Below are 25,776 nucleotides of genomic sequence, written 5' to 3'. Positions count from 1 at the left end.
TCCGGTTGAATACTGGGGAGTTCGAGCAACCAGGGGGTTTTCCATGGACGAACCGGGCCAGATCGGCCGCAGGGTCCAACGCATGCGTGTCGAACGCGGCCTGACGCAGAAGCAGTTGGCGCACCCCTCCTACACCTCTGCCTACGTCTCCACCCTGGAGTCCGGCAAGGTGCGCCCCTCGGAGACCGCGCTGCGCTTCCTCGCGGACCGCCTGGGCACCTCGTACGAGGAACTCGCCACCGGCCGCCCCGCCCACCTGGCCACCGAGCTGCGCCTGGCCCTCACCGACGCGCAGCGCACACTCACCACCGGCGCGGCCGAGGAGGCGGCTGCGCGCTACCGCCGGCTGCTCACCGAGGCGGAGGAGCTCGGGCTCGCCCTGGAGCAGGCGCAGGCCCGCCTCGGGCTCGGCGAGTGCGCGCTGGAGTCCGGCGAACTGCAGGCGGCGATCGGGCACTTCGAGGAGGCCGAACGCCTGCTGGCCGACGAGCCGCTACCGCTGCGGGCCCGCCCGGTGCGGGGGCGGGCCGTGGCGCATCTGCTCGCGGGCGAGCTGCGCTATGCCTGCTACCTGCTGGAGTCCGCCATCGACGAGCTGGGGGCGAGCGGGCTGGCCGACCCCGACGCGCTCGTGATGCTGCACGCGGCGGTGATCGGGCCGTACATGGACATGGGCGCCCACGCCCGGGCCGCGCACTCGGCGGAGCTGGCGCTCGCACTGGCGCCGCAGGTCAGCGATCCGGCGCTGGTGGCGGGCATGCACCGGCAGGTGGCGCGGACCTTCCTCGCCGAGGGGCGGATGGCCGAGGCCGACGCCTCCCTGGCCAAGGCGCAGGAGATCTACGGCCGGCTGCAGCTGAGCACCGATCTGGCGCACTGCCACTGGATGCGCGGCTACGTACTGGCCCAGAACGGTGAACTCGGGCCTGCGGAACGGGAGCTGCGCACCGCCCGCGACATGCTGTCGGCCCGGCGGGCAGGCCTGTACACGGCCCAGGTGGAGGTCGAGCTGGCGGACGTGCTGCGCCGGCTGGGCCGGCAGGAGGAGGCCACCGGGCTGCTCGACGCGCTGCTCGACCTCGGCAACAGCCACGGCGCGGTGCACGCCGGCGGCGCGCACCGGCTCCTCGGGCTGATGGCCGAGGAGCGCGGTGAGACGGAGTCCGCCGAGGAGCACTACGTGCAGGCGCTCTCCCTGCTGGAGCGCAGCGGGGCGACGGGCGATCTCGCCGATCTGTGCCGGCTGCTGGGCGACCTGCTGCGGCGTACGGGCCGGGTCGAGGCGGCGATGGACGCGTACCGCACGGGTCTGGGGCACCGGGCGGCGGCGCCGGGCACCACCACGCTGGGCCCGGCGCCCGCGGCCGCGTTCCGGCCCGCCCGGGCCGGTGCCCCCCGGCCGGCCGGAGACCGTACGCGTTGAGCGCGGCGGGCGGGCCGGGGCGGGCGGTGTCAGTGCTCGCCGTTGGTCCGGGCGCGGGCGCCCGAACGCGTACGGGAGGCGGTCTGGGCGCGCTGCGGATGGCGGCGCACGTATTCGTGCTCCAGCTCGTTCATCCGCTTGGTATGGGTGACCAGGGCGTCGTCGGACCCGTGCAACAAGGTCTCGTGGCGTGTGCGGTGGATGGCCTCCAGCTCCTTGAGCAGCCGGCCTTCCTCCAGGTCCTGCGCCGACGGGCCGCCGTCGTGCTCCGTCATGGCACGTGCACCTCCTCCTCCGATCCCCGACCAGTCCATCATCCTCCGCACCGCGCCCCGCGTCCTCGCCAACCGCCCGGGCCCCCCGCCGCCCCGCCCCGCCACGCTCGCCGCCCGCACCGCTGCGTGCACCACTGCCTGCGCCTACCGCGAGTAGACACTGTCTACTCCCGCTGGTAGACAGAGCCCCATGGACCAGGAGAGACCCCTTCGGGAACGGCTGATCGACATCGGCGCCGAGCTCGTCATGAGCGAGGGCACGGGCGCCCTCGGGCTGCGCGAGATCGCCCGCCGGGCGGGCGTCTCGCACGGCGCGCCGCGCCGGTACTTCCCCACCCACCACTCCCTGCTGTCGGCGATCGCCCGGCGCGGCTTCGCCGATCTCGGCGAGCGGTTCGCCCGGGTGGCGGCCGCAGCGAGGGAGTGCACCCCGCGGGAGAGGGTGCGGGCGATCGGCTGCGCCTACGTCGGCTACGCGCTGGAGCACCCCGGGATGTTCGAGCTGATGTTCCGGCACGACCTGCTCGACAGCGGGGGGCAGGACCCCTCGGACGAGCCGCGGCTGAGGGAGTCGACCCTCCCGCTGTTCTCCCTGCTCGTCGCGCTCGCCGGCCGGTGCGGGGCGGCCGATCCCGCCGTCACCGCCGCCGCCCTGTGGGCGAACCTGCACGGTGTGGCGCAGCTGTGGCGCTGGGGCAGCCTGCCGCTGGTCCTCGGCGAGGACCGGGCCGCGGGCGTCGAACGGCTGGTGGACGCCGCCGTCGACGCGCATCTCGGGGGTGTCCCGGCGTGAGGCAGCGGATCTCCCTGATCGTCAGCGTGGCGGGCGCCATGCTCGTAGCGCTCGACGGGACGGTGCTGACCGTGGCGCAGCCGAGCCTGAGCCGCGACCTCGGGGCGAGTGTGGCGCAGGTCCAGTGGACGAGCACCGCCTACATGCTGGCGGTGGCCGCGTTCCTGGTCGTCGCCGGGCGGCTGGGCGACCGGTACGGGCACGCCCGGCTGCTGCTGGTCGGCGTGCTCGGTTTCGCCGCGGCGTCGGCGGGGATCGTGTTCGCGCCCGGCGTGGGCTGGGTGATCGCGCTGCGCGCCGTGCAGGGCGTGTTCGGCGCGCTGCTCCAGCCGGCGACGCTGGCGCTGCTGCGGCTCGCGTATCCGGCCGACCGGCTGGGCACGCCGGTGGCCGTGCGGACCAGTGCGATCGGGGTGGCCGCGGCGGCCGGTCCGCTGCTGGGCGGCCTGCTGGTCGCCTGGTGGGACTGGCGGGCGGTGTTCGTGGTGAACGTACCCGTGGCCGTGGTGATCGCCGCGCTGACGCTGGCGGTACGGGCGCCCGCGCCACCGCGGGCGGAGGCCGGGCGGCTGGAGCTCGGCGGTGCCGCCCTGCTCGCGACGGCCGTCGCGGTGTTCGTGCACGCGCTGGTCGGCGTACCGGAGTACGGGTGGAGCGGCGTACCGACGCTGCTGGGCTTCGCGGGCGCCGCCGTGGTCGCCGCCTGGTTCGTGCGGCGGGAGCGGCGGTCCGCGCGGCCGCTGGTGCCGCCCGCCGTGGCCCGGGCCAGGGCGGTGACGGCCTCGATGGGGCTGCTGCTGGTGGTGTCCGCGGGCATGTTCGGGGCGCTGTTCACGGCGACGTTCCGGCTCCAGGACGTCCAGGGGCTGGACGCGCTCGACACGGGGCTTCGGGTACTGCCGCTGACGGCGGTGATGGTCGCCGGGGCTCCGGTGGCGGGGGTGGCGCTGCGCCGGTTCGGGGCGCGTGGGACCGCGCTGACCGGTACGGCCCTGGTCGTCGCCGGCATCGCCGGGCTCGGCTCCGCCTCGGGGCCGGCCTTCGCGGTGCTCGGGGCCGGTTTCACGACCGTCATGGTCACCGCGACCGGGGCGGTGGTCGGCGAGGCCCCGCCTGGGTACGCGGGGGTGGTCGGCGGGCTCAAGCAGACGGCGATGAACGTCGGTCCGGCCCTGGGTATCGCGGTCGCCGCGGGCGCCGGGGTGCACGGCGCGTCCCTGGTGGCGCTGGCCGCGCTGGCGGCGGCCGGTCTGGCCGCGGCGTCACTGCTGCCCGGCCGCGCGCGCCCGGCAGCTGCGCACGACCTCGTCGGCGAAGACCAGGGCCGGCGGGGCGAGGGCGGCCCAGCGGCGGACGGCCCAGCCGACGGCGAGCGGCGGCAGGGCGGGGATCGGGACGAGGCGCAGCGGCCCGTCTGATCCGGGGATCTGCCAGCCGGGCAGGGCGGGCACGACGGCGTGGCCCAGGCCCAGTTCGGCGAGCAGCAGGGCGGTGTCCCAGTCGGCGACGCTGGTGTCGGAGCGTACGTGGATGCCGGACTCGGCGAGGGCGGCGTCGAGGTGGGAGCGGGAGGCGGAGTTCTCCGGGAGCCGGATGTGGCGGATCCCGGCGAGGTCGGCGGGGGTGAGTGCGGCCCGGTCGGCGAGGGGGTCGTCGGCGCCGACCGCGAGTACCCAGGGCAGTTCCATGACGGGGCGCTGCTCGATGCCCCGCACGGGGGCCCCGACGGTGATCCAGGCGAGGTCGAGGTCGCCGGCGGCGAGGGCGTCGAAGCAGCTGCGGCTGGAGTTCTCGGTCTGGAACTCCAGGCTCACCTCGGGGTGGTCGCGGCGGAAGGAGACGACGGCCTCGGACATGAAGTGCCGCACGGTCGTCGCGCCGGTGGTGACGCGCACGGTACCGCCGCCGCCCCGTACGAGGTCGTCCACGCGGCGCAGTGCGCCGTCGAGGCCGGCGATGCCGTCGGCGGCGGCCGCCTGGACGATGCGGCCGGCCTCGGTGGGCACGACGCCGCGGGCGTGCCGTTCGAGGAGGCTGGTGCCGGTCTGCTTCTCCAGGCGGCGGACGTGCTGGCTGACGGCGGACTGGGTGCAGCCGAGGTCGCGTGCGACGGCGCTGAGGCTGCCGGCGCGGCAGACGGCCACGAACACGCGGAGGTCGTCGAGGGTCATGAGACCCAAGATATTCCTTGGATGTGGGGAGCAAACAGGAGGATTGACTTGGATATGGGGGTGGATCAAGATCGATGCAGGGCCCGGGCGGCAACCCGCCCCTGCCTTCGCCGCGGGGTCCGGACCCCCGGCGAAAGGTGCGGGCGGGTGCCGACCCACCACCGCCGATCCACAACCGCGATCCCGGGGAGGTTTCCGTGTCGGAACGTGCCGTGGCATGGCTGCGCGAACTGGGCGCGCAGGACGTCGCCCACCCCGGCGGCACCCTGCTGGCGCACCTGGAGCGTGTCCAGGGACTACTCGCGTCCTGGGGCGCCCGGCCGGCCCTGCAACGGGCGGGCCTGTGCCACGCGTTCTACGGAACCGACGGCTTCCCCGAGGTGCTGCTGCCGCTCGCGCGCCGGGCGGAGCTGGCCGAGGTCATCGGCGGCGAGGCCGAGGCGATCGTGTACCTCTACGCCGCCTGCGACCGGGCGGCTTCGTATCCGGCGCTCGGCCACGCGCGGGCGTCCTACCGCGACCGGTTCACGGGCGGTGTCCACTCCCCCGCCCTGGAGGCGCGGCGGGACCTGGCGGAGCTGTCGGCGGCGAACGAACTCGACCTGGCGCGCGTCGATCCGGCCTTCCGCGCGGCGTGGGGCGGCGAACTCCTGGCGCTGTTCGGCCGGTTGCGGGGTCTGTTGAGCGAGCCCGCGTGGCGGGAGTGCCAGGCAGTGCTCGTGGGCGCGTGAGGCTGAGCCGGCGCACCGCTGCCGCGGCGGCCGCTGAGGGTCCGCGGCGTGGGCTTTTGCCGTCGGGAGATGCGGGGCGACGGGGTGCGGCGGAGAATCGGCAGGGATGGGGGGTGACCGGCGGCGGCGTACGCCGCGTCTGCCGCTTCTCGTCGAGTAGGAAGGTATTCCCATGGCTTTCGGATCCGGCCGAATACGGCGCGGGTGCACCGCCGTGTGTGCGTCCTCGCTGCTGGTCCTCGGGGGCGCCGCAGGCGCCGGGACGGCTGCGGCCGACGAGCCCGCCGCGGTGGGCGCGCGCGCGTCCGTTCCGCTCCAGGCCGACCCCGACAAGGTCCTCCAGCTCGTCAACGAAGCCCGCGTCGCGGCGGGTTGTCAGCCGCTCACGGTCGATCCGCAGGTGCAGGCCGCCGCCCAGGAGTACGCCAACGACACGACCACCAGCCACACAGGCTCGGACGGCTCGTCCATCCCGGACCGGCTGAAGAAGGCCGGGGCGACGTTCAACGGGTACGCCGAGAACATCGCGTGGGGTTCGGGCGACGAGAAGGTGCACGTCGACGGGTGGCTGAAGAGCACGGGCCACGCGGGCAACATCAAGAACTGCAGCTTCACCAAGACGGGCGTCGCGGTCAACGGCGACCGGATCGTGCAGGTGTTCACCAGCTGATCGGGCGCGTCGGCGCCGGTTCAGCCGGCGCCGGCGTGACCGTGTCCGCGCGGCGGGGTGAGCGCGAGGACCGGCGGAGCCGGGGTACCCCAGCGGTCGCCGCAGGGGTCGAAGGCCAGCAGCACCGGCTCCCCGGGCCACTGGCGCCAGGAGATGCGCTGCGGCACCCGGCCGCACACCGGACAGCACGGCAGCGGGCCCGGCTCGGGCGGGCACGCGGGGGCGGCCGCGAGCGGCGTGACGTGCGGATCGCGCATGGAGGCTCCCTGCTGGTGCGGCTGGGCTCATCGCACTGTGCCATGGACGAGGCGCCCTCCGCACCGGCGGATCGTCCAGTGTTCCGGCTGATCAGAGGTGCGGTCACCAGGCGGATTACGATCCTCTTGCGGGCACTTCGTGATCAACCGCTGCCGCAGCCGGCCTCGACGAGGCCCGATTCGTACGCGGCGATCACGGCCTGGGCGCGGTCGCGGACGCCCAGCTTGCCGAAGATGCCGGTGATGTGGTTCTTGACCGTGGAGACGCTGATGTCCAGCTCCGCGGCGATCTCCGCGTTGTCCAGGCCCGAAGCCAGGAGCTGCCAGATCTCCCGCTCGCGCGGGGTCATGCCGGGCGGCACCTGCGTCGCGGCCGGTCGGACGGGCGCGGGCGTCCGTACGTAGGCGGAGAGCAGCCGGGTGAGCAGCCGGGGTGCGACGGCCGCCTCGCCGGCGTGCACGATGCGGACCGCGGCGCCGAGTTCCTCCGGGGAGACGTCCTTCGGCAGGAAGCCGTACGCTCCGGCGCGCAGGGCGGCGACCACGTACTCGTCCATGTCGAAGGTGCTGAGCGCCAGGACGCGGACGCCGGGGAGGGTCCGCGCCAGCTCGGCGGTCGCCTGGACGCCGTCGAGGACGGGCATCCGGATGTCCATGACGACCACGTCGGGCCGCAGTTCCGCGGCGAGGGCGACGGCGCGGGCGCCGTCCTCGGCCTCGCCCACCACCTGGAACTCCGGGTCCGGGCCGAGGATCAGGGCGAGGCCCCGCCGTACCAGCGGCTGGTCGTCCGCTATGAGCACACGGATCATCGGTGTTCCCCTCCCTCGCCGCCCCGCCCGGCCGGGACCGGGAGGCGTGCCGCCACCCGGAATCCGCCGTCGACGCGTGCGGCCGCCTCCAGGGTTCCGCCCTGGAGGGCCACGCGTTCGCGCATTCCGATCAGACCGTACCCGCCACCCGCGGCGGGCCGGGCGGCCGGCGGCGGTGCTCCGGCCCCGTCGTCGCACACCTCGACGCAGACCGCGTCGGGCTGGTACGTGAGATGTACCCGGGCCTGCGCGTCCCCAGCGTGCTTGCGGGTGTTGGTCAACGCCTCCTGCACGATGCGGAAGAGGGTCAGGCCGACGCTGGGCGGCAGCGGGCGCACGGCGCCGTCGACGGTGAACTCCGTCCGCGTTCCGGCGAGGCGGGACTCGGTGACGATCCGCTCCAGGTCGGCGGTCCCGGGCTGGGGCGCCGGCGGGGCTTCGTCGGCCTCCTCCCCGGCCCGCAGGACGTCGAGGAGTTGGCGCATCTCGCGCAGTGCGATACGGCCCGAGTCCTCCAGGGTGACGAGGGCCGCGCGGGCCGCCTCGGTGTCGTGCGCCAGATTGGCGCGCGCGCCGCCGGCCATCAGCTGCATGGCGGTGATGTGGTGGGCGACGATGTCGTGGAGTTCCCGGGCGATCCGGCGGCGTTCGTCGGCGACCGCGCGCTCGGCGTGGCGGGCGTGGTTGGCCGCGACCTCCCGCTGCCAGCGGTTGACGACCAGCGCCGCGCCGGCGACCAGGCCCGCGGCGGCCGTGTTGGCGACGAGGGACCATCCGGAGGGGACCAGGGTGCCGCCCTGGCCGGCGGAGGCCAGCGGCACGGTCAGGGCGGCGGCCGCGGCGGCGACGGCGGGCCGGCTGAAGCGGACCACCGAGTAGAGGGCGACGGCCAGGGCGAGCGGGAAGTGCGGTGCGACGTCCGGGATGACGACGTTGGGCACCACCCCGAGGAGCAGCACCGCCGCGAGGACGGCGACCGGTCGGCTGCGGCGGGCGAGCAGGCACAGGCCGGCCGCCACGAGGGCGCAGACGGCCGAGAGGGTGAGGGGTATGTCCTCGGACTGGGTGCCGACCGAGAAGCCCAACAGGTCCACCGCGGCGGCGCCGATGGCCACCAGTGCGTCGTTGCGCGTCCAGCGCAGCCTGTCGGCGGCGGCGTTCACCACGCTGCCGCCCGCCACGCTCCTGCCCGCCACGTTCCTGCCCCCCGTGCCCTGGTTCGCGGCAGTCCTGTTCATCCTCGCCGGTCCTCCCCCGCCGGCCCGCGCCCCTCCGGTGCGGGGGCGGTTCGTGCCGGTTCCTCTTGGTCCATTCTCGCAGTCCGGCCCACCGGTGCCGCCGTCCCCTGGTCCGGTTCCCGACCAGGACCTGGGTCCTGGTCGGGGCAGCGGCCCGGACCGTGCTCCCGGGGTGCGGTTCCTCCCGTACGCCGACGTTTCCGCGGCCCCCGCCTGATGGTCTGGTGTCGGGCCGGGAACCTCCGGTCCGCCCCACCGATTTGAGGAGTCACGTGATCCGCGCCCTGACCGGGTTCTCGACGAGGAATCCGTGGAAGGTGATCGCCCTGTGGGCCGTGCTCGGCATGGCTCTGACGGTCCTCGGGCAGGCGCTCGTCTTCCGCGCCACCCAGAGCAACACCGGCGATTTCCTGCCCTCGACCTATGACTCGGCGGCGGCCCTGAAGATCGCCGAGGAGCGGTTCGGGGTGAAACCGGACGCCAACACGCTGACCGTGCTGGTGGCCCGACCGGACGGCGCGCCGCTGAGCGAGGGCGACGAGCGGCGCATCGACGAGGAGGCCGCGGAGCTGGGCCGCCGGCGGGTGGCCATGCCGGTGCCCGAGGACGCGATGCCGTTCGCCGAGGACCACTCCCAGACGCCGAAGGTGGCCCCGGTGGCGACGGCCCCCGACCGGGCGTTCCGGCTGCTGTCCGTGGAACTGCGGGGCAACGCCCAGGACCCCGGGCTCCAGGACACCTACCGGGCCTTTCGCGAGCAGGCCCGGGCCGGCTTCGAGGAGGCCGGGTTCCGGACCGGCTACACCGGCGGGCTCGCCTCCGCCGTCGACGACGTCGACGCCGAGGAGACCCGGGCCAGGGTGGTCGGTATCGTGATGCTCGGTGTCATCGTGCTGCTGCACGTGCTGGTGTTCCGCAGCGCGCTCGCCGCGCTGCTGCCGCTGATCGTGGTGTCCGTCATCGGCGGCGCCGCCACGGGCACGGTGGTCGGCGTCGCGATGCTGACCGGTGTCACCCTCGACCCGTCCACCCCGCAGCTGATCAACGTGGTCCTGGTCGGTATCGGCATCGACTACTTCCTCTTCCTGCTGTTCCGTTTCCGCGAGCAGTTGCGCCGGCGCCCCGAACAGCCGGGGCGGGCCGCGGCCGCCGAGGTCTCCGGGCGGGTGGGCACGGCGGTCACCTCGGCCGCGCTGACGATCGTCGCGGCGTTCGCGACGCTCGGGGTGGCCTCCTTCGGGCAGTTCCGGGTGCTCGGTCCGGCCATCGCCGTCTCGGTGCTGGTGATGCTCTTCGGCAGTCTCACCTTCATGCCGGCCCTGCTCGCCGTCACCGGGCGCGGCATGTTCTGGCCCTCGCGGGCCCACCGGCGCGAGCCCCGCGGCGGCGCCGCCGGCCGGCTGGGCTCCTGGCTGGTCAGGCGGCCCCTGACGGCGGCCGTCGGATCCGTGCTGCTGCTGGGGGCCCTGGCCGCGGGTACGGCCGGCATGCGGATGGACTACGGGTCGGGTGGCGCGGACGGCGGGCGGACGGCCGCCGCGGCCACCGCGGCCGAGATCTCCCGGGCGATGCCCGCAGGCGTGTCGGACCCGATCAGCGTCTACGTCGCCGCGTCGGACGGTGCGCCGCTCACCACGGGCCGGGTCGACGCCCTGTCGGGGTCGCTCTCCCGGGTGGAGGGGGTGGGGCAGGTCGCGCCGACGGTGTTGAGCGAGGACCGCCTGGCGGCGCGCATCGACCTGTTCCCGAACGCCGATCCGCACGGTCAGGAGGCCCGCGACCTGGCGTCCGGCGCGGTCCGCGACGCGGTGTCCGCGCACCGGCCCGACGGCACCGAGGCCCATGTGGGCGGCACCGCCGCGGTGTTCGCCGACGTGTCGGCGGCCGTGGACGAGGACCTGCGGCTGGTGTTCCCGGTCGCGGCGGCCCTGATCGCGCTCATCCTCTTCCTGCTGCTGCGGAGCCTGCTCGCCCCGCTGATCCTGATGCTGGCGGTGGGGCTGGGGTTCGCCGCGACGCTGGGTGCCGCGACGCTCGTCTTCCAGCACGGGCTGGACCAGCCGGGCGTGGCGTTCACGCTGCCGCTGGTGCTGTTCCTGTTCGTGGTCGCACTGGGGACCGACTACAACATCCTGGTGGCCGACCGGATCCGGGAGGAGATGCAACGGCCCGGTCCCGCCCGGGACGCGGTGGCGCGGGCGGTGCGGCACACCGCGCCGGCCGTGGCGACGGCCGGGCTGGTGCTGGCCGCCTCCTTCGGCAGCCTCGCGGTCAACCCGGCCGCGGCCACCCAGCAGATCGGTTTCGCGACCGGGCTCGGGATCCTGCTCTCCGCGTTCGTCCTGTCGATCGTCCTGGTACCGGCGTGCGCGGTGCTGCTGGGCCGGTCCCTGTGGTGGCCGGCGCTGCCGCGGCCACAGGCGCCGCCGCGGTCCGGCCCCGGGGCGCAGACGCCGGAGCGCGTCCTGGTGCCCTGAGCGGGTCCCGTACGCGCGCGGGCGCCGGGCTCGCGGTTCCCGTACGGGATCCGCGGGCGCCGGCGCCTGCGGCGCTCTCGCGGGCGCCGGGTGTCAGGACAGCGCGGCGACCTCGGGGTGGTCCTGGAGCCAGGCGCGGACGGCCTGCTGCTCCTTGCCCTTGCCGGTCTGCTGGATGCGCGCTTCCAGGCCGGTCAGCTGCTCCTCGGTGAGCTTGAAGGAGCGCAGCCAGGCGGCGACCTCGGGCTCGTCGGCGGCGAAGCCCGCGCGGGCGAGGGTGTGGATGCCGTCGCCCCTGCCCCAGACGCCCTTGGGGTCCTCCAGCTTGGTCAGCTCGTACGAGGAGTACGCCCAGTGCGGCGACCAGAGCACGGTGACCACCGGCTCCTTCTTGTCGTAGGCGCGCTTGAGCTCGGCGAGCATGCCGGGGGTGGAGCCGTCGACGACCTGGTACTCGCCCTCCAGGCCGTACTCCTTCATGACCTTGTCCTTCAGCAGGGCCATGGCGCCGGCGCTCGGCTCGATGCCGATGATGCGGCCCTTGAACTGCCCGGACCTGCCCTTGAGGTCGGCGAGGGAGCGGACGTCGTCCATGTAGGCGGGCACGGCGAGCTCGATGGAGGTCGGGCCGTACCAGGAGCCGAGGTCCTCCAGCCTGCCGCCGTACTTCTCCCAGTACTGGGCGTGGGTGACGGGCAGCCAGGCGTCGGTCTGGAAGTCGAGGCCGCCGTCGGCCAGGCCGGTGTAGAGCGCGCCGGCCTCCAGCTGGCGGGTGTCGACCTTGAAGCCGCGCCGTTCCAGGAGTTCCTTCCAGAGGTAGGTGGAGGCGATGCCCTCGTCCCAGGGGATGTATCCGATGGATATGGTGCGGCCCTTGCCGATGTTCTCGGCGGCCGCCGGGCCGTCCGCGTCGGCGGAGCCGGGCGAGCCGCCGAAGGTGTTCAGGCCGCCCGCGACCAGGGCCAGTACGACGGCTCCGGTCACGGCGTACGCGGGCCGGGGGCGGTGGTTCCACACCCGGGCGGCGCCGGTGGCGACGGACCGGGCCCGGGCCAGGGAGCGCCGGCCCAGCGGGGAGACCTGGCGGCCGAGGGCACCGGTCATCCGGTCGAGGTACATGGCGAGGATGACGATGGAGAGGCCGGCTTCGAAGCCGAGGCCGATGTCGACGTTGCCGATGGCCCGGTAGACGGCGCCGCCGAGGCCGCCGCCGCCGACCATGCCGGCGATGACGACCATGGACAGGCCGAGCATGATCACCTGGTTGACGCCCGCCATGAGGGTGGGCAGGGCCAGCGGCAGCTGGACGCGGACGAGGGTGTCGCGCGGGGTGGTGCCGAACGCCTCGGCGGCCTCGACCAGTTCGGTGTCGACCTGGCGGATGCCGAGTTCGGTCATGCGTACGCCCGGCGGCAGGGAGAAGACGATGGTCGCGATGATGCCGGGCACCACGCCCACCCCGAAGAAGACGATGCCCGGAATGAGGTAGACCATCGCGGGCATGGTCTGCATGAAGTCGAGGAGCGGCCGCAGGACGGCGCTGACCCGGTCGGAGCGGGCCGCCCAGATGCCGAGGGGGATCGCGAAGACGAGGGTGACGAGGGTGGCGACCAGGACCAGCGACAGTGTGGACATGGCGTCGGGCCAGAGCCCGACGGAGTCGACGAGTGCGAAACCGGCGAAGGCGAGCAGGCCCGCGAGCAGGCCGCGCAGCCACCAGGCGGCGACGGCGAGGATGCCCGCGAACAACAGCGGGGCGGGGGCGGAGAGGACGGCGACGAGGCCGTCGTAGAGGCCGGTGACGAGGGTGCTGATGGCGTCGAACAGCCAGGACAGGCGGCTCTGGAGGAAGTCGACGGCGCTGTCGACCCAGTCGCCGAGGGGCAGGCGGGGCATCAGGCGGCCACCCCCGCGCAGCGCAGCGGGGCCCGTTGCTCGTCGCCGATGAAGGCGACGAGGCGGTCCTGGGGTACGGAGCCGACGACGGTGCCGTCGGTGGCGGTGACGGCGACCGGGTGCGGGACGCGCGCGCTGACGGCGCACAGGTCGGCGAGCGGGGTGTCGGCGGTGACGGTGGGGCAGCCGCAGGAGTCCGTGCCGGGGCGGTGCGGGCGGGCCGTGGTCATCACCGCGTCCGCGGTCAGCACCCTGGAGCGGTCCACGTCCTGGACGAAGGAGGCGACGTAGTCGTCGGCGGGGCGGGTGAGGATGTCCTCGGCGGTGCCCTGCTGGACGATGCGGCCGTCGCGCATGACGGCGATGCCGTCGCCGAGCCGCATGGCCTCGTTGAGGTCGTGGGTGATGAAGACGATGGTCTTCTTCAGGGTGCGCTGGAGTTCGAGGAGTTGGTCCTGCATGTCGCGGCGGATCAGCGGGTCCAGCGCGCTGAAGGACTCGTCCATCAGCAGGAGCTCGGCGTCGGTGGCCAGGGCCCGGGCGAGGCCGACGCGCTGCTGCATGCCGCCGGAGAGTTCGTCGGGCCATGCCGTCTCCCAGCCTTCGAGCCCGCACAGGGCCAGGGCCTCGGCGGCCCGGCGCTCGCGGTCGGCGCGCGGCACGCCCTGCACCTCCAGCCCGTAGCCGGCGTTCTCCAGGACGTTGCGGTGCGGGAAGAGAGCGAAGTGCTGGAAGACCATGGAGATCTTCGTGGACCGTACGCGGCGCAGCTCGCGCGCGGTGAGCGCGGTGAGGTCCTGGCCGTCGAAGAGGATGCGTCCCGCGGTGGGCGTGAGCAGGCCGTTCAGCATGCGCAGCAGGGTGGACTTGCCGGACCCCGACAGGCCCATCACGACGAAGATCTGGCCGGGCTCGACGTCGAAGGAGGCGTCGATGACCGCGGCCGTGGCTCCGTCGGCGCGCAGTTCGCCGCGGTCGGCGCCGCCTTCGAGGGCGCGCACGGCGTCGTCGGGCCGGTTGCCGAACACCTTGTAGACGTGCTCGGCCTTGAGCGTGGACACATACACCTCGCGGGTCGTACGGGTACGGCTCGCGCGGATCGGTCCGGCGCGGCCGTGGAGCGGGACGGGATCCGCCCGCATGCGCGTCGCCCCCCGGCGCGGTGCGCCGGGGGGCGGGGCTCCGCTCCAGCTGTGCCGATGCCCGACCTTCGCTTCGGCAAACGCCCGAGTGATCCACCTCACGCCCTAGACGACCAGGAAGCCGGCGGTGGCGGGGTGGCGGTGGTCGCGGTGGAACGTCAGGTGGTCCCAGGTGGGGAAGGCCAGGTCGGTCACGGCCAGGAGCAGGCCGGACGGGCTGTGGACGATGCGGCGCACGGTGAGCCCGCAGGCGGGAGTGGCGGACGGGGCCGAGGCAGGGGGGTGGGTGGTACGGGTCATGGTGATGGTCTCGGCGACGCGGCCGCCCGCCGCGGCCCGCTCCAGCCAGCCGGTCAGGGAGGCCAGGTCCTGGCCGCCGGCGCGCCCGGCGCGGGCTCGGCAGGCGGCCAGCTCGGGGCTGTGCGCGACGGCGTCCGGGCTGAAGTAGGTGACGGCGTGCCGGAGGGTCTGCCCCGTCCGGCCCCGCTCGCGGTGGTGGTGGACCAGGGTGCGGTCCCCGCCCGGCATGCCGAGCAGCACGGCGAGCGAGGGCGGGACGGTGACCACCGTCACCCAGCTGTGGGTGTGGGCCGGCGCGGGGGGCGCGGGTGCGAAGAGCACGGGATCGGCGGCCGCGGGGACGACCTCGGCGGTGACGGCGGGGCGGGAGCCGCGGCGGCCGGTCACGACGAGGCCGTCCTCGCGCAGGTGCTGGAGGGCGGCCCGGATGGTCTGCCGGTTGACCTGGTACCGGGCGGCCAGGCTGCGTTCGGAGGGCAGTCTTCCGCCGGGGGTGCGCGCGGCGCGGTCGAGATCGCGGCGCAGCGCCGCGGCGATCCGCTGGTACTTGGGCAGGGCGGCCGGGCCGCCGCCCCGCGAAGGGGAGGGCATGGCTTCTCCTCTGACGGGTGGTCAAGGGCTGCGCGGTGCCCGACCAACCTAGCATTGGTCTATACCTTTGGGTGAGAGGAGACCGCGGTACGCCGCCCACCTTGGCCGGTTCCCAACCCCCTTCCCGGACGGGGCCCCTACGCGCGCAGCGGGTTCGGCAGGGGGCGGTAGCGGGCGTCCGCGCCGTCGGCCCGCGTCCAGCGCAGCAGCAGGTTGGTCTTCGCGGGCAGGGCCGGTGCGGCGAGGAGCCCGGCGATCTCGGGGAGCCCGCGCAGGGAGTCGTAGCGCAGCAGCTCCTCCCGTACGGCGGGCCAGAGGAGCGGAGAGATGTCCGGATACCGATCGGCCAGCGCGGCCGCGATCTCCGACAGGTTGTTGACCACCAGGCAGTACACCAGGCGCTGCCAGGCGTCCGCCCGCGGCAGGTCGGGCAGGAGCTTGACCCCCTCCGCGTCCCGGAAGAGGGCCTGGACGGGCATGCCGGACGCGTCGACCGCGACCAGGGTGTTCTGCAGGTGGGCCTCCAGCACGACGCCGTGCCGGGCGAAGAGTTCGAGCACCGGCGGCACCACCTGGCGCAGGTACGCCCGCCACCAGGCGGCCGGGTCGGCGGCGCCGGCCGGGGGGCTCCCCGCATGGCCCTCGGCGAGCGCGGCGGCCAGCAGCGGCGTTGCCCCGGGCAAGGTGTGGGCGCGCAGGCCGTCGCGGACCAGGACGGCGAGCTCCTCGAAGGCGAAGGCGGCTGTGCGGTAACCGCGGTCGGCGAGCCACGCGGCGTCCGAACCGGTCCTGCGCAGTGCGGCGAAACCGGCCTCGACGGCCGCGTCGGTGCGGCGCAGCTTCAGCAGGTCGTGCCGCCACAGCCGGCGCACGTCGTTGGTGATCCGCACGTCGAGGCTGAACTTCACGAAGAGGTCGGCCGCGGGATCGGGGACGTGGAGGGTCCGGACGGACGCGGTGGGCCAGGCCGGGCGGCGGCTTTCCCCGAGCCGCAGCAGCCGCCCGTCGGCGAACGCCTCGCGCAGCGCGGGGCGCTCGTCCACCAGGGCGAGCTGCCAGGGGTGGGCGGGCAGCAGCCGGTAGCCGGCGGGTGCGGACGGCCCGTCGAGGAGGCCGGCGAGGGAGTCGACGGCGTCCGAGGCGGGTCCCGCGCCCTCCCCGACGCACTGGTCCTCGCGCAGCCCCAGGAAGACCAGCGGGAACCGGGCATGCGCCTCCGGCGCGTACGGCAGCCAGCTTCCGGCCGGCGCCCCGCCGCGGGCCTTGGGGGCGGGGTGGTGCGGGTGGCCGGCCACCAGGGACTGCTCCGAGAGCACGTACGGGTCGGCCGGGGGGTCGGCGGCGGCGCGGGCGGCCAGCAGCGCGAGGAGCGCGTCACGGCTGTCGGTGATCTCGACCGGGAGTTCGTCGTTGGTGACACCGGTGAACCGGCGGAGTTCGTCGGAGACGAGTTTGACCAGTTCCGTGTGGCTGAGCGGATGCCAGCCGCTCGCCGTCCGCAGTTCGGGGTGTGCGGGGCGGCGGCCGCCGCGCACCCGGAGCAGCCGCCCGCTGCCCCGCAGCCGGTGCACGGCGGCTCCGGCGGGGCCGGGGCCGGCCGGCCCGGCGGGCTCGGCCGCCTCCCGGAGCAGGCAGTTCAGCAGCGGGGCGGCGGCGTAGGCGTCGGCGGCGGCGTTGAGGTCCACTGGTTCCATTCGGTCCATCCGGTGGGCCGGCGGTCCGTGAAGCGGAACCACCGGTCATGATCGTCGGTATCCGCAATGATGACGTGATCATCCCGTGAAGCGACATTCCGAAGGCGGAGCCCAGCATGCCCTTTCCCTCCTCCGCGGCCGAAGAAGCCGTCGCCGCCGAACTGGCCACCGTACGGCCCGCTCTCGGGCCGGCGTACGCGGCGGCCCTGAGCGGCGCCCGGGCGGCCGTGCTCACCCGGCTGTGGCGGGCCCTGGCCTTCGAGCCCCTGCCGTGGGTCGTGGACCGGGAGGCGGCACCGGACGGCCTCGCACTGCTGCTGGCGGACGGCCGCCGGCTGGAGGGCCCGCCGCCCGACCCGTACGCCACCCGGCCGTACGTGGACGAGCTGCTGCTCGACGGCAGGTCCCACCGCCGGGCCGGGCAGCTCGTCAGGGCGCTCGGGGTCCCGCACGGGGAGGAGTTCGCCGCCGAGCTGGACGCCAGTACGGCCTCCCTCGCCCTCTCTCGCGCCGGGCAGCCGCCCGCCGCCGGGGACCGTCCGGCGCGGACCGCCTGGGAGTGGGAACAGCGCGTGGTCGACGGCCACCCCTACCATCCAAACTGCCGCTCCCGGCCCGGCTTCTCGGTCGCCGAGGAGCTGGCGTACGCGCCCGAGCACCGGCCGGTGGTGGAGCTGGGGCTGGTCCCCGTACGGGCCGAGGAGTGCCTGGTCACCGGGGACTGGCCGGAGCGGCTGCGGGACGGCGGCGGACGGATCCTGCTGCCCGTGCACCCGTGGCAGGCGGCGCACGTGCTCAAGCACGAGCGGGTGCGGACCGGTTTCGCGGCGCATCCGCTGATGGCCCTGCGCACGCTGGCGCCCGTCGGCGGCGGCCCGCACGTGAAGACCGCGCTGAGCGCCCGGCTGACCTCCTCGGTCCGTGACATCTCGGCGTACTCCATCGAGACGGCGGCGGTCCTGTCCGCCTTCCTCCAGGGCCTGGCCGACCGGCTCGACGGGCGGCTGCACATCACCCGGACCGTGGGTGCGGTGACCGCGTACAGCCCCGACCTGGCGGCCGTGCTGCGCGAACCGCCCGAGCTGTACGCGGACGCGGCCGCCGGGGAGCGGGTGCTGCCGGTGGCGGCGCTCGCCTCCTGGCCGCCGGCCCGTTCGGCGGCCTGGCAGGCGCGGTTCGCCCGCCTCGCGCTGTCGGTGTGCCTGCGGCTGCTGGAGCTGGGGGTGGCCCTGGAGGCCCACGGACAGAACCTCCTCGTCGTCCTCTCCCCCGACGGCGCACCGCTGCGGCTGGTCTACCGCGACCTGGCCGACATCCGGATCAGCCCGGCCAGGCTGCGGGCGAACGGGCTGCCGGTGCCGCCGCTGTCGGGCAGGCTGGTCACGGACGATGTGGCCGTCCTGCGCCGCAAGCTCTTCGGCTCCCTGCTGACGGGTGCTCTCGGTGCCACGGCGGGGTCGGCCGCGGCCTTCGCGGAGGTGCTGTCGGAGGCGGCCGCCCTGCCGGCCACGGCCGACACGGCGGCGCTGCTGGAGGGGCGGCTGCCGACGAAGGCGCTCACCCTGATGCGGCTGAGCCCGGAGGTCACCGGAGACCAGTGGGCGGAGCTGTCCAATCCGCTTGCCGGAGGATGATCCGCGGCGCCGGGCGGGCTACTGTTCAGGGGCATGACAGCTTCCTCGTACCTGCTCTCCGTCCGGGCGTCCTACGACGCCGTCGCCGTCGACTACGCGCGGCTGCAGGGCACGGAACCGGCCGGGAAGCCGCTGGACCGGGCCATGCTGGCCGCGTTCGCCGAGTGCGTACGCGGGGAGGGGACGGGCACCGGCAGAGCCGTCGCCGACCTGGGCTGCGGTCCGGGCTGGGTGACGGCCCGTCTGGACGGTCTGGGCGTACGGGCCTTCGGCGTGGACCTCTCCCCCGCGATGGTGGCGGTGGCCCGCCGGACGTATCCGGGGCTGCGCTTCGAAGTGGGGTCGATGGCCGCCCTGGACGTGGCCGACGGGGTGCTGGGCGGGGTCGTCGCATGGAACTCCACCCTGCACACGCCGCCCCCGGAACTTCCCGCCGTGTTCGCCGAGTTCGCCCGGGTGCTGGCACCGGGCGGTCATGTGCTGATCGCCTTCGAGGCGGGTGACGGGCAGGTCCGGCTGGAGCGCGCGTACGGGCACCCCGTCGACCTCGACGTGTACCGGATGCCGCCCGACCGGATCGCCGCCCTGCTGGCCGGGGCCGGACTGGCCGAGACGGCCCGCCTGCACCGCGCACCGACCTCCGGGGAGACCGCCCCGCAGGGCTTCCTGCTGGCCCGCAAGGGCTGACGGTCGGCCCCCGCCGAGGCGGAGGGGCGGCCCGATGCGGGGGCGGCAGGCGGCCGGTGCGGGGGCGGCAGGCGGCCGGTGCGGGGGCGGCAGGCGGCCGGTGCGGGGGCCGCGGCTGCGTAGACTTGCGGGCATGGCATGCCGCATCAGTGAGCTGGTCCTGGACTGCGCCGACCCCGAACGGCTCGCCGCGTTCTGGAGCGGGGTCCTCGGATACGTCGAACTCGGCCGCGAGGACGACGGAAGCATCGAGATCGGCCCGCCCGACGCCGGCTTCGGCGGGCCGCAGCCCACGCTGGTCCTCAGCCCCGGCAGCGGTCCGCGCAACGGCAAGCTGCCCCTCCACATCGACGTCAGCGCCACCGACCGCGATCAGGCCGCCGAGCTCGAACGCCTTCTCGCCCTCGGCGCCAGACCCGTCGACATCGGCCAGGACGGCACGGAGAACTGGCACGTCCTGGCCGACCCGGAGGGCAACGAGTTCTGCCTCCTCCACCGCCGCCTCCAGCCCCTGGCACCCCCCGCCCCCTGACCCGAGCGGCGGGCACCCGCGAAGCGCCGGATGCCGGCGCCGCACCGGTCGGCAGATATGAAAACCCGAACCGTTTCGGCGTGAGCCGTTCGAGGGGCAACGCGGTGTGCGTGGGACCCGCCTGCACGGGGATCCGGACGGACGGTGGCAGGAAGGAGGTATGAGCCTCCCTCGGCGCCAAGTCCTCGGCGGTGCGGCCGCGGCCGTCCTCGCCAGCGTCGGCGCGGCGGCCGGGGGCCCGGACTACGGCGCGCTGGCCCGTGGGATGGACGGGCGGCTGGTGCTTCCCGCGGACCGCGACTACCCGGAGGCGCGGCGGCTGTTCCAGCCCCGCTACGACGCCGCCGCGCCCGCCGCCGTCGCCTATCCCGCGCATGCCGGGGACGTCGCCGTCTGCCTGGACTTCGCCCGCCGCGCGGGCGTACCGGTGGTGCCGCGCGGCGGCGGGCACAGCTACGCCGGCTGGTCCACCCGGACCGGCGCCCTGGTCGTCGACACCGGAGCCATGGCGTCGGTGGCGGTCGAGGGGGACGGCGTACGGGTGGGGGCGGGCGCCCGGCTCGGTGACGTACACGCGGCCCTCGCCGGGCGGGGCCTGTCCGTCCCGACCGGGCTGTGCCCCTCCGTCGGCATCGCCGGACTCACCCTCGGCGGCGGGCTCGGCCCGGCCTCGCGGGCGTACGGCACGACCGCGGACCGGCTCACCTGGGCGCGGGTCGTCACCGCCGACGGGACCGTCCGCGAGGTCTCGGCCGACCGGGATCCGGATCTCTTCTGGGCGCTGCGCGGGGGCGGCGGCGGCAACTTCGGGGTGGTGACCGACTTCCGCTTCCGTACCCACCCGGTCGGCGACTGCGCCTTCGCCGAACTCCACTGGCCGGAAGGCGGCTCCGCGGGCGTCCTGCGTGGCTGGCAGCGCTGGCTGGACGGCCTGCCGGACCCGTTCTGGAGCCAGGTGGAGTTCACGGTCGAGGCCGGCGCCTCGGCGCCCGGGACGGGCGCGGCCGCCGCGGCGCCCTCGGTCCGGGCAGTGTGCCTGGACGGACGCCAGGAGCTGGAAGCTGAGTTGAGGCGGCTGTCCGACCTGGTCGGCGCGGAGCCGCGGGACAGCTGGATCGTCGTACGCAGCCACGGGGACACCGTGCGGGCCCTGGCGGGGTGTCTGGACCTGAGCGCCACGGAGTGCCGGCTGCCGGGCACGCTGCCCGGCAGGGACCCGCGGGGCCGGCTCGGCAGGGACTCCTACGCCGCCCGCAGCGACTTCTGGGCCGGCCCGGGGCTGCCGGACGCGGCGATCGGCGCGCTCCTGGACGCCGTCCGGCGCTACGGGGCCGCCGCTCCGCGGGGCGGCCTGGCCGTGGTGCAGCTGGACGGGGTCTGCGGCGGCGCCGTGAACCGGGTCCCGGCCGGCGCCACCGCCTTCGCACACCGGGACAGCGCCTTCCTGGCCCAGTACCTCGTCTACTGGCCCGAATCCGCGGCGGCGGCCGACGTGGCCCGGCACGAGGCCTGGCTCGACGGGCTGTGGCAGGACCTGCGCCCGTGGGCGAGCGGCCGGGCGTACCAGAACTACATCGACCCGAAGCTCAGCGGCTGGCGCGAGGCCTACTACGGCCCGAACCTCGCCCGGCTGGAGGAGGTCCGGCGCACGCACGATCCGGACCGGCTCTTCCGTTTCCCCCAGGCCGTTTAGGGAGTGTGCGGCATGCGACGTACGTTGACGGTGGCCGCGGCGGCGGCCGCCCTGCTGGTGTCCGCGGGGCAGCTGCCCGCGGCCGGGGCGGGCAGCGCAGCGGCCGTACCGGCGGCCGCGGGCCGCTGGGGCGCGCACGAGGCGGAGTCCTACTGGACGCCTGAGCGGATGGCCTCGGCCCGTCCCCTGCCGCCCGTTCCCCCGATTCCCGGCGTGGCACCGCGCCATCCCGCCGGCCCGGGGCGGATCCCGCCGGTCGGGCCGTTCGAACCGATCCCGGCGGCGCCGCCGGCCCCGACCGGCACCACTCCCGCCGCTCCCGACGCCCCCACCGGGCCCATCGCGCCCACACCCGAGCCCCAGCCCGTGCCGCCGCCGAGTCCGAGCCCTGCTCCGACGCCGAGACCGAGCATCCTCCCGGCGCCCGCGCCCGTGCGTCCGGCCCTCCCCCGGATCCCGGCCGCCGGCCCCGGCGTCGGCCAGGACTTCGGCGGTCTCCCGGTCGTCGGCCGGATGTTCCTCCTCAAGGGCAGCGGCTCCTACTTCTGCACCGCGAGCGTGGTCGCCTCCCCCGGCCGCAACCTCGTCGTCAGCGCGGCGCACTGCCTACTCGGCGCCGACACCCAGCGGGTGGCCTTCGTACCGCAGTACACGCGGGCCGTACCGCGGCCGTTCGGCATGTTCCCGGTGGTCCGCACGGCCGCCGGCCGTTCCAGGATCTGGATCGACCAGCGCTACCGCACCCAGGGCGTCAACCGCGCCGCCGCCCTCGACGTGGCCTTCGCCCAGGTGGGCCCCGACCCGAAGGGGCGGCGGGTGCAGGACGTGGTCGGCGGCAACCGGCTGGTCACGGGCGCCGGTTACGCGCACGCCCGGGCCACGCTGATCGGCCACCCGTCCACCGCCGCCCGGCCGCGCACGTGCGTGAACCGGACGACGAAGTACACCAGCACCGACTCGCGGATCCCGGGCTCGTTCCTGCGCATCGCCTGCACCGGCTACCCGGGCGGCACCAGCGGCGGCCCCTTCCTGCTGCGGCTCGACAGCCGCACCGGGACCGGCGACGTGGTGGGCGTGATCGGCGGCTGGAAGACGGGCGGGGACAGGCCCGACGTCTCCTACAGCTCCTACTTCGGCACGGACGTCAGGAGGTTGTACGAGAAGGCGGTTGCCGGGGCGAAGGTGCCGTGAGGGCCCGCACCCACCGGGTCCGCCGCGGGTTTCCGACCGTGCGCGGGACCGCCGGGAGCCCGTCGCCGGCCGGCACCTCGGCGGGTGGGAGGCCCAGTCGGCGGCGCAGGTCGGCCAGGGCCGCGTGGACGGGCGCGAGGACCACCTCGGCGTCCGGGGCGGCGGAGGCGAGGGCGTACGCGGTGGTCTCGATCGCCTCGGCGGCGTCCTCGGCCGCGGTCCGGCTCCACCCGCCCGGCGCCCCGGGCCCCCAGGGGGCGACGGTGTCGTAGAGGTGGCAGGCGGCATCGGCCGCGGCGTCGGCCTGTTCCCCGACGCCCGGCGCCGCGATGGTCGGCAGTTCCATACCGGTACAACGAGCCGGTCCCGCCCGGGGGTACGAACGCCCTGCCGCTCCCGTCTCCCGCCGCGGGCAACCGCCCGGGAGGCGTGGGTCAGGCGGCCAGAGTCCGCAGCCAGAGGGGCAGCAGCACCAGCGAGACGAGCGAGGTCTTGATCACGACCGAGGCGGAGAGGCCCACACCCACGTCGTAGCGCTGGGCGAAGACGAACAGGTTCTGCGGGGTCGGCATCGCCGCGATCAGGACCAGGTACGCCAGCCAGTCGCCCCGCACCCCGAACAGCAGCCCGCAGACCGCCCACGCCAGCAGCGGGAACGCCAGGCACTTGAAGCCGATCAGGGCCAGTTCCTCACGTGTCGTGCCCCGCAGGTGGAGGCCGGCGCCGCCGAGGTGGAGGCCGAGGGCGAACAGGGCGGCCGGCGAGGCGCTGTCGCCGACGAAGGCGGCTGCGTCCAGGGCCACGGCGGGGACCCGCACCGACAGCAGGTTGAGCAGGATCCCCGCGTTGCAGGCGAGGACCAGGGGGGTGGCGAGTGAGGCCCCGACGGCCTGGGACAGGCGGCGGCCCGGGCCGCCCTCGGCGGGGTCCGGGCGGCCCAGTTCCATGAGGGCGATGACGACGAGGGACAGTACGCAGACCTGGAACAGCAGTATCGGGAAGATCGGCGCGGCCGTCCCGAAGACGGTGATGAACACGGGGACGGCGAAGTAGGCGGTGTTCACCTGCACTCCCGCCATCACGCGCAGGGCCACCGCACGGGGCTCGCGCCGGCCGCGGGCCACCGCCGTCGCTGCCACCACCGCGGCGGCGACCGCGGCGGCGGCCGCGTACCCGCCTATCGCCCGCCAGTCGAACAGGGCGGCGAGGTCGCCGGCGTAGATGTTGCCGAAGAGGTAGCAGGGCATGGCGAAGAGGAAGGCGTAGTCGGAGAAGGCCTTGGAGGCCTCGGCCCCGACGACCTTCCGGCGCGCGAGGAGGACCCCGCCGCCGAAGGCCAGCAGCACCGGCACGAGCTTTTCCAGCGCGGCCGCCCCGCCCATGCGAACGTCTCCCCCGTGATCGACTGCCGGGCAGCCTACCCGCGCGCCCTCACGGGCCCGGCGGAGCATCAGGGCTGTCCCGGAAGGGCCGTCCCGTAGGCTGGGGCGATCATGAGCGACAAAGCCCGCGACCGGACCGGCGGCGGACCCGGCGGACGACCCGGCGCCCTGGCGCAGGTCGCCGCGGCCCTGCGTACCCCGGCGGGGGCGGCGCAGCCGCTGTTCGCGCAGGCGCCCAGGGCCTGGCAGCGGGCACTTCCGTACGTCGTGGCCGGGATCTTCGTCGTCTCGCTGCTGCCGACGACGATCGTGGTGCTGGCCGACGACTACGGAATGGACGGCGGCTGGGCGGGCGCGCTGGGGGTGGCGCAGACCGCTCCCCTGCTCCTCGCGGTGACCCGGCCGCTGCCGGCCTGGCTCCTCGTCCTGGTCGCGGACACCCTCGGTGCGGTGCTGCTGACGCAGGCCGACAAGGTCGCCGGACACGCGTGGCCGTGGACGCCCACGGCCGTCATCGGCTACCTGGTGCTGAGCGCCTGCCTCGGGCTGCGCGAGTCCGTCCGGACCTTGGTCGGGGTGTGGTTGGCGACCGGCGCGCTCGGTGCGGTGCTCGGCTTCTTCCAGCCGGCGGGCACCATGAACACCGCCGCGCTGCTCTTCGTACTCGCCGGTGTCGTGCTGGCCCTGACGGGCGCGCTGCGGGGTCTGGGCGACGCGCGCCGGCGGATCGCCGAGCAGGAGAGCATCAGCGAGGCCGAGCGTTCGCGGCGCACCCTGCTGGAGGAACGCGCCCGGATCGCACGCGAGTTGCACGACGTGGTGGCCCACCACATGTCGGTGATCACCGTGCAGGCCGACTCGGCGCCCTACCGGCTGCCGGGGATGCCGGAGCCGGTGCGGGAGGAGTTCGCGGCGATCGCGGCCAGTGCGCGGGAGTCCCTGGACGAGATGCGGCGGCTGCTGACCGTGCTGCGGACCCCGGACGGGGCGGACGGCTCGGGCGGGGCCGGCGGAGGCGGCCGGGCGGACGGCGAGCGGGCCCCGCAGCCCGGGATCGGCCGGTTGCAGCAGCTGGTGGAGGCGACCGTGAGGGCGGGTCAGCCGGTGGAGCTGTCACTGGCGGCCGGCGCGGCGCGGGCCGCGCCGCCCGCCGTGGACCTGTCGGCGTACCGGATCGTGCAGGAGGCCCTGGCCAACGTGGTGCGGCACGCGCCGGGCGCGCCCACGCGGGTGTCGGTCACCGTGGACGACGACGAGGTCCTCCTGCTCGTCGTCAACGGTCCGGCGGCCCGGGACGCGGTGGTGGAGCCGGACGGCCCGGGCACGGGCCACGGTCTGGTGGGGATGCGGGAGCGCGTACGGTTGACCGGCGGGACGCTGGACACCGGGCCGCTGCCCGACGGGGGGTTCCGGGTCGCCGCGCGCCTGCCGTTGCACACCGGTGCCGGGGCCGCCGGGACGGACGGCACCGACGACACGAACGAGGAGCGCAGTTGACCATCCGCGTGGTCATCGTCGACGACCAGGCCATGGTGCGGGCGGGGTTCGCCGCGCTGCTGTCGGCACAGGCCGACATCGACGTGGTGGGCGAGGCGCCGGACGGGCGCCAGGGGGTGCAGGTGTCCCGCTCCTCGCACCCCGACGTGGTGCTGATGGACGTACGGATGCCGGAGATGGACGGCCTGACGGCGGCCCGGGAGATACTCGACCCGCCGCCCGGGGTGGTGCACCGGCCGAAGGTGCTGATGCTGACCACCTTCGACATCGACGACTACGTGTACGAGGCGCTGCGCGCCGGGGCCTCCGGCTTCCTGCTCAAGGACGCCCCGCCGGCCGACCTGATCGCGGCGGTCAGGGTCGTCGCCTCGGGCGAGGCGCTGCTCGCGCCGTCGGTGACGCGGCGGCTGATCGCGGACTTCGTCCGGCAGCGGCCGGCGCCGCGCAAGGATCCGGCGCTCCGGCTGAACGGCCTGACGCCGCGCGAGACCGAGGTGTTGGAGCTGATCGCGCGCGGGCTGTCGAACCAGGAGATCGCCGGCCACCTGGTGCTGGCGGAGCAGACGGTGAAGACGCACATCGGGCGGGTGCTGGCCAAGCTCGGCCTGCGGGACCGGGCGCAGGCCGTGATCTTCGCCTACGAGGCGGGCCTGGTACGCCCGGGCGACTCGGCCTGAGCGGGCCGGGCGG

The 25,776-nt window shown here is 75.1% G+C and carries 23 protein-coding genes and 1 pseudogene; 13 read left to right on the top strand and 11 right to left on the bottom strand.

All coding sequences use genetic code 11. The features are described from left to right. Positions 1–43 precede the first annotated feature (43 nt). Positions 44–1,423 carry a helix-turn-helix domain-containing protein gene (locus tag BSL84_RS32385; protein WP_075971809.1) on the top strand — a complete coding sequence of 460 codons (1,380 nt, stop codon included), beginning with the start codon at positions 44–46 and terminating at the stop codon, positions 1,421–1,423. 29 nt (positions 1,424–1,452) lie between these two features. On the opposite strand, the gene BSL84_RS32380 is transcribed toward BSL84_RS32385, so the two are convergent. After that, positions 1,453–1,698, bottom strand: coding sequence for a DUF6158 family protein (locus BSL84_RS32380; RefSeq protein WP_030035296.1), 246 nt, complete (start codon positions 1,696–1,698; stop codon positions 1,453–1,455). Positions 1,699–1,888: 190 nt separating this feature from the next. Between BSL84_RS32380 and BSL84_RS32375 the strand changes: the two genes are divergently transcribed. Further along, a complete protein-coding gene (locus BSL84_RS32375; RefSeq protein WP_075971808.1) occupies positions 1,889–2,491 on the top strand; it encodes a TetR/AcrR family transcriptional regulator in 603 nt (200 codons plus the stop codon). Between the two features lie 38 nt (positions 2,492–2,529). Further along, positions 2,530–3,789, top strand: a pseudogene (locus tag BSL84_RS32370) (MFS transporter); the annotation flags it as partial. Here BSL84_RS32370 and BSL84_RS32365 read toward each other — a convergent pair. Next, positions 3,754–4,662 carry a LysR family transcriptional regulator gene (locus tag BSL84_RS32365; RefSeq protein ID WP_030029510.1) on the bottom strand — a complete coding sequence of 303 codons (909 nt, stop codon included), beginning with the start codon at positions 4,660–4,662 and terminating at the stop codon, positions 3,754–3,756. The pseudogene BSL84_RS32370 and the gene BSL84_RS32365 overlap by 36 nt on opposite strands. 197 nt (positions 4,663–4,859) lie before the next feature. Here BSL84_RS32365 and BSL84_RS32360 point away from each other — a divergent pair, with 197 nt between their 5' ends. Further along, on the top strand, positions 4,860–5,393 hold the full coding sequence (locus BSL84_RS32360) for a DUF6817 domain-containing protein (protein ID WP_234363587.1): 534 nt from the start codon (positions 4,860–4,862) through the stop codon (positions 5,391–5,393). 172 nt (positions 5,394–5,565) lie between these two features. Continuing rightward, positions 5,566–6,063 carry a CAP domain-containing protein gene (locus tag BSL84_RS32355; protein WP_075971806.1) on the top strand — a complete coding sequence of 166 codons (498 nt, stop codon included), beginning with the start codon at positions 5,566–5,568 and terminating at the stop codon, positions 6,061–6,063. A gap of 20 nt (positions 6,064–6,083) precedes the next feature. Here the strand turns inward: BSL84_RS32355 and BSL84_RS32350 are convergent, their stop codons facing one another. The 3 genes from BSL84_RS32350 to BSL84_RS32340 form a co-directional block, all read right to left on the bottom strand. Beyond that, positions 6,084–6,320: a hypothetical protein gene (locus tag BSL84_RS32350; RefSeq protein ID WP_045321312.1), complete on the bottom strand. Its 237-nt coding sequence runs from the start codon at positions 6,318–6,320 to the stop codon at positions 6,084–6,086. A gap of 143 nt (positions 6,321–6,463) precedes the next feature. After that, positions 6,464–7,132 carry a response regulator gene (locus tag BSL84_RS32345; RefSeq protein ID WP_045321311.1) on the bottom strand — a complete coding sequence of 223 codons (669 nt, stop codon included), beginning with the start codon at positions 7,130–7,132 and terminating at the stop codon, positions 6,464–6,466. Further along, positions 7,129–8,370: a sensor histidine kinase gene (locus tag BSL84_RS32340; RefSeq protein ID WP_079273379.1), complete on the bottom strand. Its 1,242-nt coding sequence runs from the start codon at positions 8,368–8,370 to the stop codon at positions 7,129–7,131. Before BSL84_RS32340 ends, BSL84_RS32345 begins: the two co-directional genes overlap by 4 nt. Before the next feature lie 272 nt (positions 8,371–8,642). Between BSL84_RS32340 and BSL84_RS32335 the strand changes: the two genes are divergently transcribed. After that, positions 8,643–10,847: an MMPL family transporter gene (locus BSL84_RS32335; RefSeq protein WP_045321309.1), complete on the top strand. Its 2,205-nt coding sequence runs from the start codon at positions 8,643–8,645 to the stop codon at positions 10,845–10,847. A gap of 93 nt (positions 10,848–10,940) precedes the next feature. Here the strand turns inward: BSL84_RS32335 and BSL84_RS32330 are convergent, their stop codons facing one another. From BSL84_RS32330 to BSL84_RS32315, 4 genes are all read right to left on the bottom strand, one after another. Continuing rightward, a complete protein-coding gene (locus tag BSL84_RS32330; RefSeq protein WP_075971805.1) occupies positions 10,941–12,743 on the bottom strand; it encodes an ABC transporter permease/substrate binding protein in 1,803 nt (600 codons plus the stop codon). Continuing rightward, entirely contained in the window at positions 12,743–13,804 is a 1,062-nt protein-coding gene (locus tag BSL84_RS32325) for a quaternary amine ABC transporter ATP-binding protein (RefSeq protein WP_037664077.1), read from the bottom strand. The genes BSL84_RS32330 and BSL84_RS32325 overlap by 1 nt, the downstream gene beginning before the upstream one ends. A gap of 186 nt (positions 13,805–13,990) precedes the next feature. Beyond that, a complete protein-coding gene (locus BSL84_RS32320) occupies positions 13,991–14,776 on the bottom strand; it encodes a GntR family transcriptional regulator (protein WP_075971804.1) in 786 nt (261 codons plus the stop codon). A 137-nt stretch (positions 14,777–14,913) separates the two neighbouring features. Continuing rightward, a complete protein-coding gene (locus BSL84_RS32315; RefSeq protein ID WP_075971803.1) occupies positions 14,914–16,479 on the bottom strand; it encodes an IucA/IucC family protein in 1,566 nt (521 codons plus the stop codon). A 107-nt stretch (positions 16,480–16,586) separates the two neighbouring features. Between BSL84_RS32315 and BSL84_RS32310 the strand changes: the two genes are divergently transcribed. From BSL84_RS32310 to BSL84_RS37555, 5 genes are all read left to right on the top strand, one after another. Continuing rightward, entirely contained in the window at positions 16,587–18,104 is a 1,518-nt protein-coding gene (locus BSL84_RS32310; RefSeq protein ID WP_075971802.1) for an IucA/IucC family protein, read from the top strand. Between the two features lie 33 nt (positions 18,105–18,137). Then, entirely contained in the window at positions 18,138–18,791 is a 654-nt protein-coding gene (locus BSL84_RS32305) for a class I SAM-dependent methyltransferase (RefSeq protein WP_045322667.1), read from the top strand. 133 nt (positions 18,792–18,924) lie between these two features. Next, complete coding sequence (locus BSL84_RS32300; RefSeq protein WP_030037429.1) at positions 18,925–19,323, top strand: VOC family protein; 399 nt, start codon at positions 18,925–18,927, stop codon at positions 19,321–19,323. A gap of 160 nt (positions 19,324–19,483) precedes the next feature. After that, positions 19,484–21,016, top strand: a complete 1,533-nt coding sequence (locus BSL84_RS32295; protein ID WP_079273378.1) for an FAD-binding oxidoreductase — start codon at positions 19,484–19,486, stop codon at positions 21,014–21,016. Between the two features lie 12 nt (positions 21,017–21,028). Then, positions 21,029–22,207, top strand: a complete 1,179-nt coding sequence (locus tag BSL84_RS37555; protein ID WP_159393602.1) for a trypsin-like peptidase domain-containing protein — start codon at positions 21,029–21,031, stop codon at positions 22,205–22,207. Here the strand turns inward: BSL84_RS37555 and BSL84_RS32285 are convergent. Together BSL84_RS32285 and BSL84_RS32280 are read right to left on the bottom strand one after the other, a co-directional pair. Further along, a complete protein-coding gene (locus tag BSL84_RS32285; RefSeq protein ID WP_051873350.1) occupies positions 22,161–22,553 on the bottom strand; it encodes a hypothetical protein in 393 nt (130 codons plus the stop codon). The genes BSL84_RS37555 and BSL84_RS32285 overlap by 47 nt on opposite strands. Before the next feature lie 88 nt (positions 22,554–22,641). Continuing rightward, positions 22,642–23,589, bottom strand: coding sequence for an AEC family transporter (locus BSL84_RS32280; protein ID WP_075971801.1), 948 nt, complete (start codon positions 23,587–23,589; stop codon positions 22,642–22,644). A gap of 111 nt (positions 23,590–23,700) precedes the next feature. On the opposite strand from BSL84_RS32280, the gene BSL84_RS32275 reads away from it, so the two are divergent. Both BSL84_RS32275 and BSL84_RS32270 read left to right on the top strand, forming a co-directional pair. Beyond that, complete coding sequence (locus BSL84_RS32275; protein WP_075971800.1) at positions 23,701–25,086, top strand: sensor histidine kinase; 1,386 nt, start codon at positions 23,701–23,703, stop codon at positions 25,084–25,086. Continuing rightward, positions 25,083–25,763, top strand: a complete 681-nt coding sequence (locus tag BSL84_RS32270; protein WP_030030299.1) for a response regulator — start codon at positions 25,083–25,085, stop codon at positions 25,761–25,763. The genes BSL84_RS32275 and BSL84_RS32270 overlap by 4 nt, the downstream gene beginning before the upstream one ends. Positions 25,764–25,776: the final 13 nt, after the last annotated feature.

This window comes from Streptomyces sp. TN58, assembly GCF_001941845.1.
GTDB lineage: Bacteria > Actinomycetota > Actinomycetes > Streptomycetales > Streptomycetaceae > Streptomyces.
This window is presented reverse-complemented; position numbering and strand designations above follow the sequence as displayed.

Bases quoted from the DNA above. Each gene is read 5' to 3' on its own strand.
- BSL84_RS32385 (WP_075971809.1), top strand. From the start codon at position 44: ATGGACGAACCGGGCCAGATCGGCCGCAGGGTCCAACGCATGCGTGTC.
- BSL84_RS32380 (WP_030035296.1), bottom strand. From the start codon at position 1,698: ATGACGGAGCACGACGGCGGCCCGTCGGCGCAGGACCTGGAGGAAGGC.
- BSL84_RS32375 (WP_075971808.1), top strand. From the start codon at position 1,889: ATGGACCAGGAGAGACCCCTTCGGGAACGGCTGATCGACATCGGCGCC.
- BSL84_RS32365 (WP_030029510.1), bottom strand. From the start codon at position 4,662: ATGACCCTCGACGACCTCCGCGTGTTCGTGGCCGTCTGCCGCGCCGGC.
- BSL84_RS32355 (WP_075971806.1), top strand. From the start codon at position 5,566: ATGGCTTTCGGATCCGGCCGAATACGGCGCGGGTGCACCGCCGTGTGT.
- BSL84_RS32350 (WP_045321312.1), bottom strand. From the start codon at position 6,320: ATGCGCGATCCGCACGTCACGCCGCTCGCGGCCGCCCCCGCGTGCCCG.
- BSL84_RS32345 (WP_045321311.1), bottom strand. From the start codon at position 7,132: ATGATCCGTGTGCTCATAGCGGACGACCAGCCGCTGGTACGGCGGGGC.
- BSL84_RS32340 (WP_079273379.1), bottom strand. From the start codon at position 8,370: ATGAACAGGACTGCCGCGAACCAGGGCACGGGGGGCAGGAACGTGGCG.
- BSL84_RS32330 (WP_075971805.1), bottom strand. From the start codon at position 12,743: ATGCCCCGCCTGCCCCTCGGCGACTGGGTCGACAGCGCCGTCGACTTC.
- BSL84_RS32320 (WP_075971804.1), bottom strand. From the start codon at position 14,776: ATGCCCTCCCCTTCGCGGGGCGGCGGCCCGGCCGCCCTGCCCAAGTAC.
- BSL84_RS32315 (WP_075971803.1), bottom strand. From the start codon at position 16,479: ATGGACCGAATGGAACCAGTGGACCTCAACGCCGCCGCCGACGCCTAC.
- BSL84_RS32310 (WP_075971802.1), top strand. From the start codon at position 16,587: ATGCCCTTTCCCTCCTCCGCGGCCGAAGAAGCCGTCGCCGCCGAACTG.
- BSL84_RS32305 (WP_045322667.1), top strand. From the start codon at position 18,138: ATGACAGCTTCCTCGTACCTGCTCTCCGTCCGGGCGTCCTACGACGCC.
- BSL84_RS32300 (WP_030037429.1), top strand. From the start codon at position 18,925: ATGGCATGCCGCATCAGTGAGCTGGTCCTGGACTGCGCCGACCCCGAA.
- BSL84_RS32295 (WP_079273378.1), top strand. From the start codon at position 19,484: ATGAGCCTCCCTCGGCGCCAAGTCCTCGGCGGTGCGGCCGCGGCCGTC.
- BSL84_RS37555 (WP_159393602.1), top strand. From the start codon at position 21,029: ATGCGACGTACGTTGACGGTGGCCGCGGCGGCGGCCGCCCTGCTGGTG.
- BSL84_RS32285 (WP_051873350.1), bottom strand. From the start codon at position 22,553: ATGGAACTGCCGACCATCGCGGCGCCGGGCGTCGGGGAACAGGCCGAC.
- BSL84_RS32280 (WP_075971801.1), bottom strand. From the start codon at position 23,589: ATGGGCGGGGCGGCCGCGCTGGAAAAGCTCGTGCCGGTGCTGCTGGCC.
- BSL84_RS32275 (WP_075971800.1), top strand. From the start codon at position 23,701: ATGAGCGACAAAGCCCGCGACCGGACCGGCGGCGGACCCGGCGGACGA.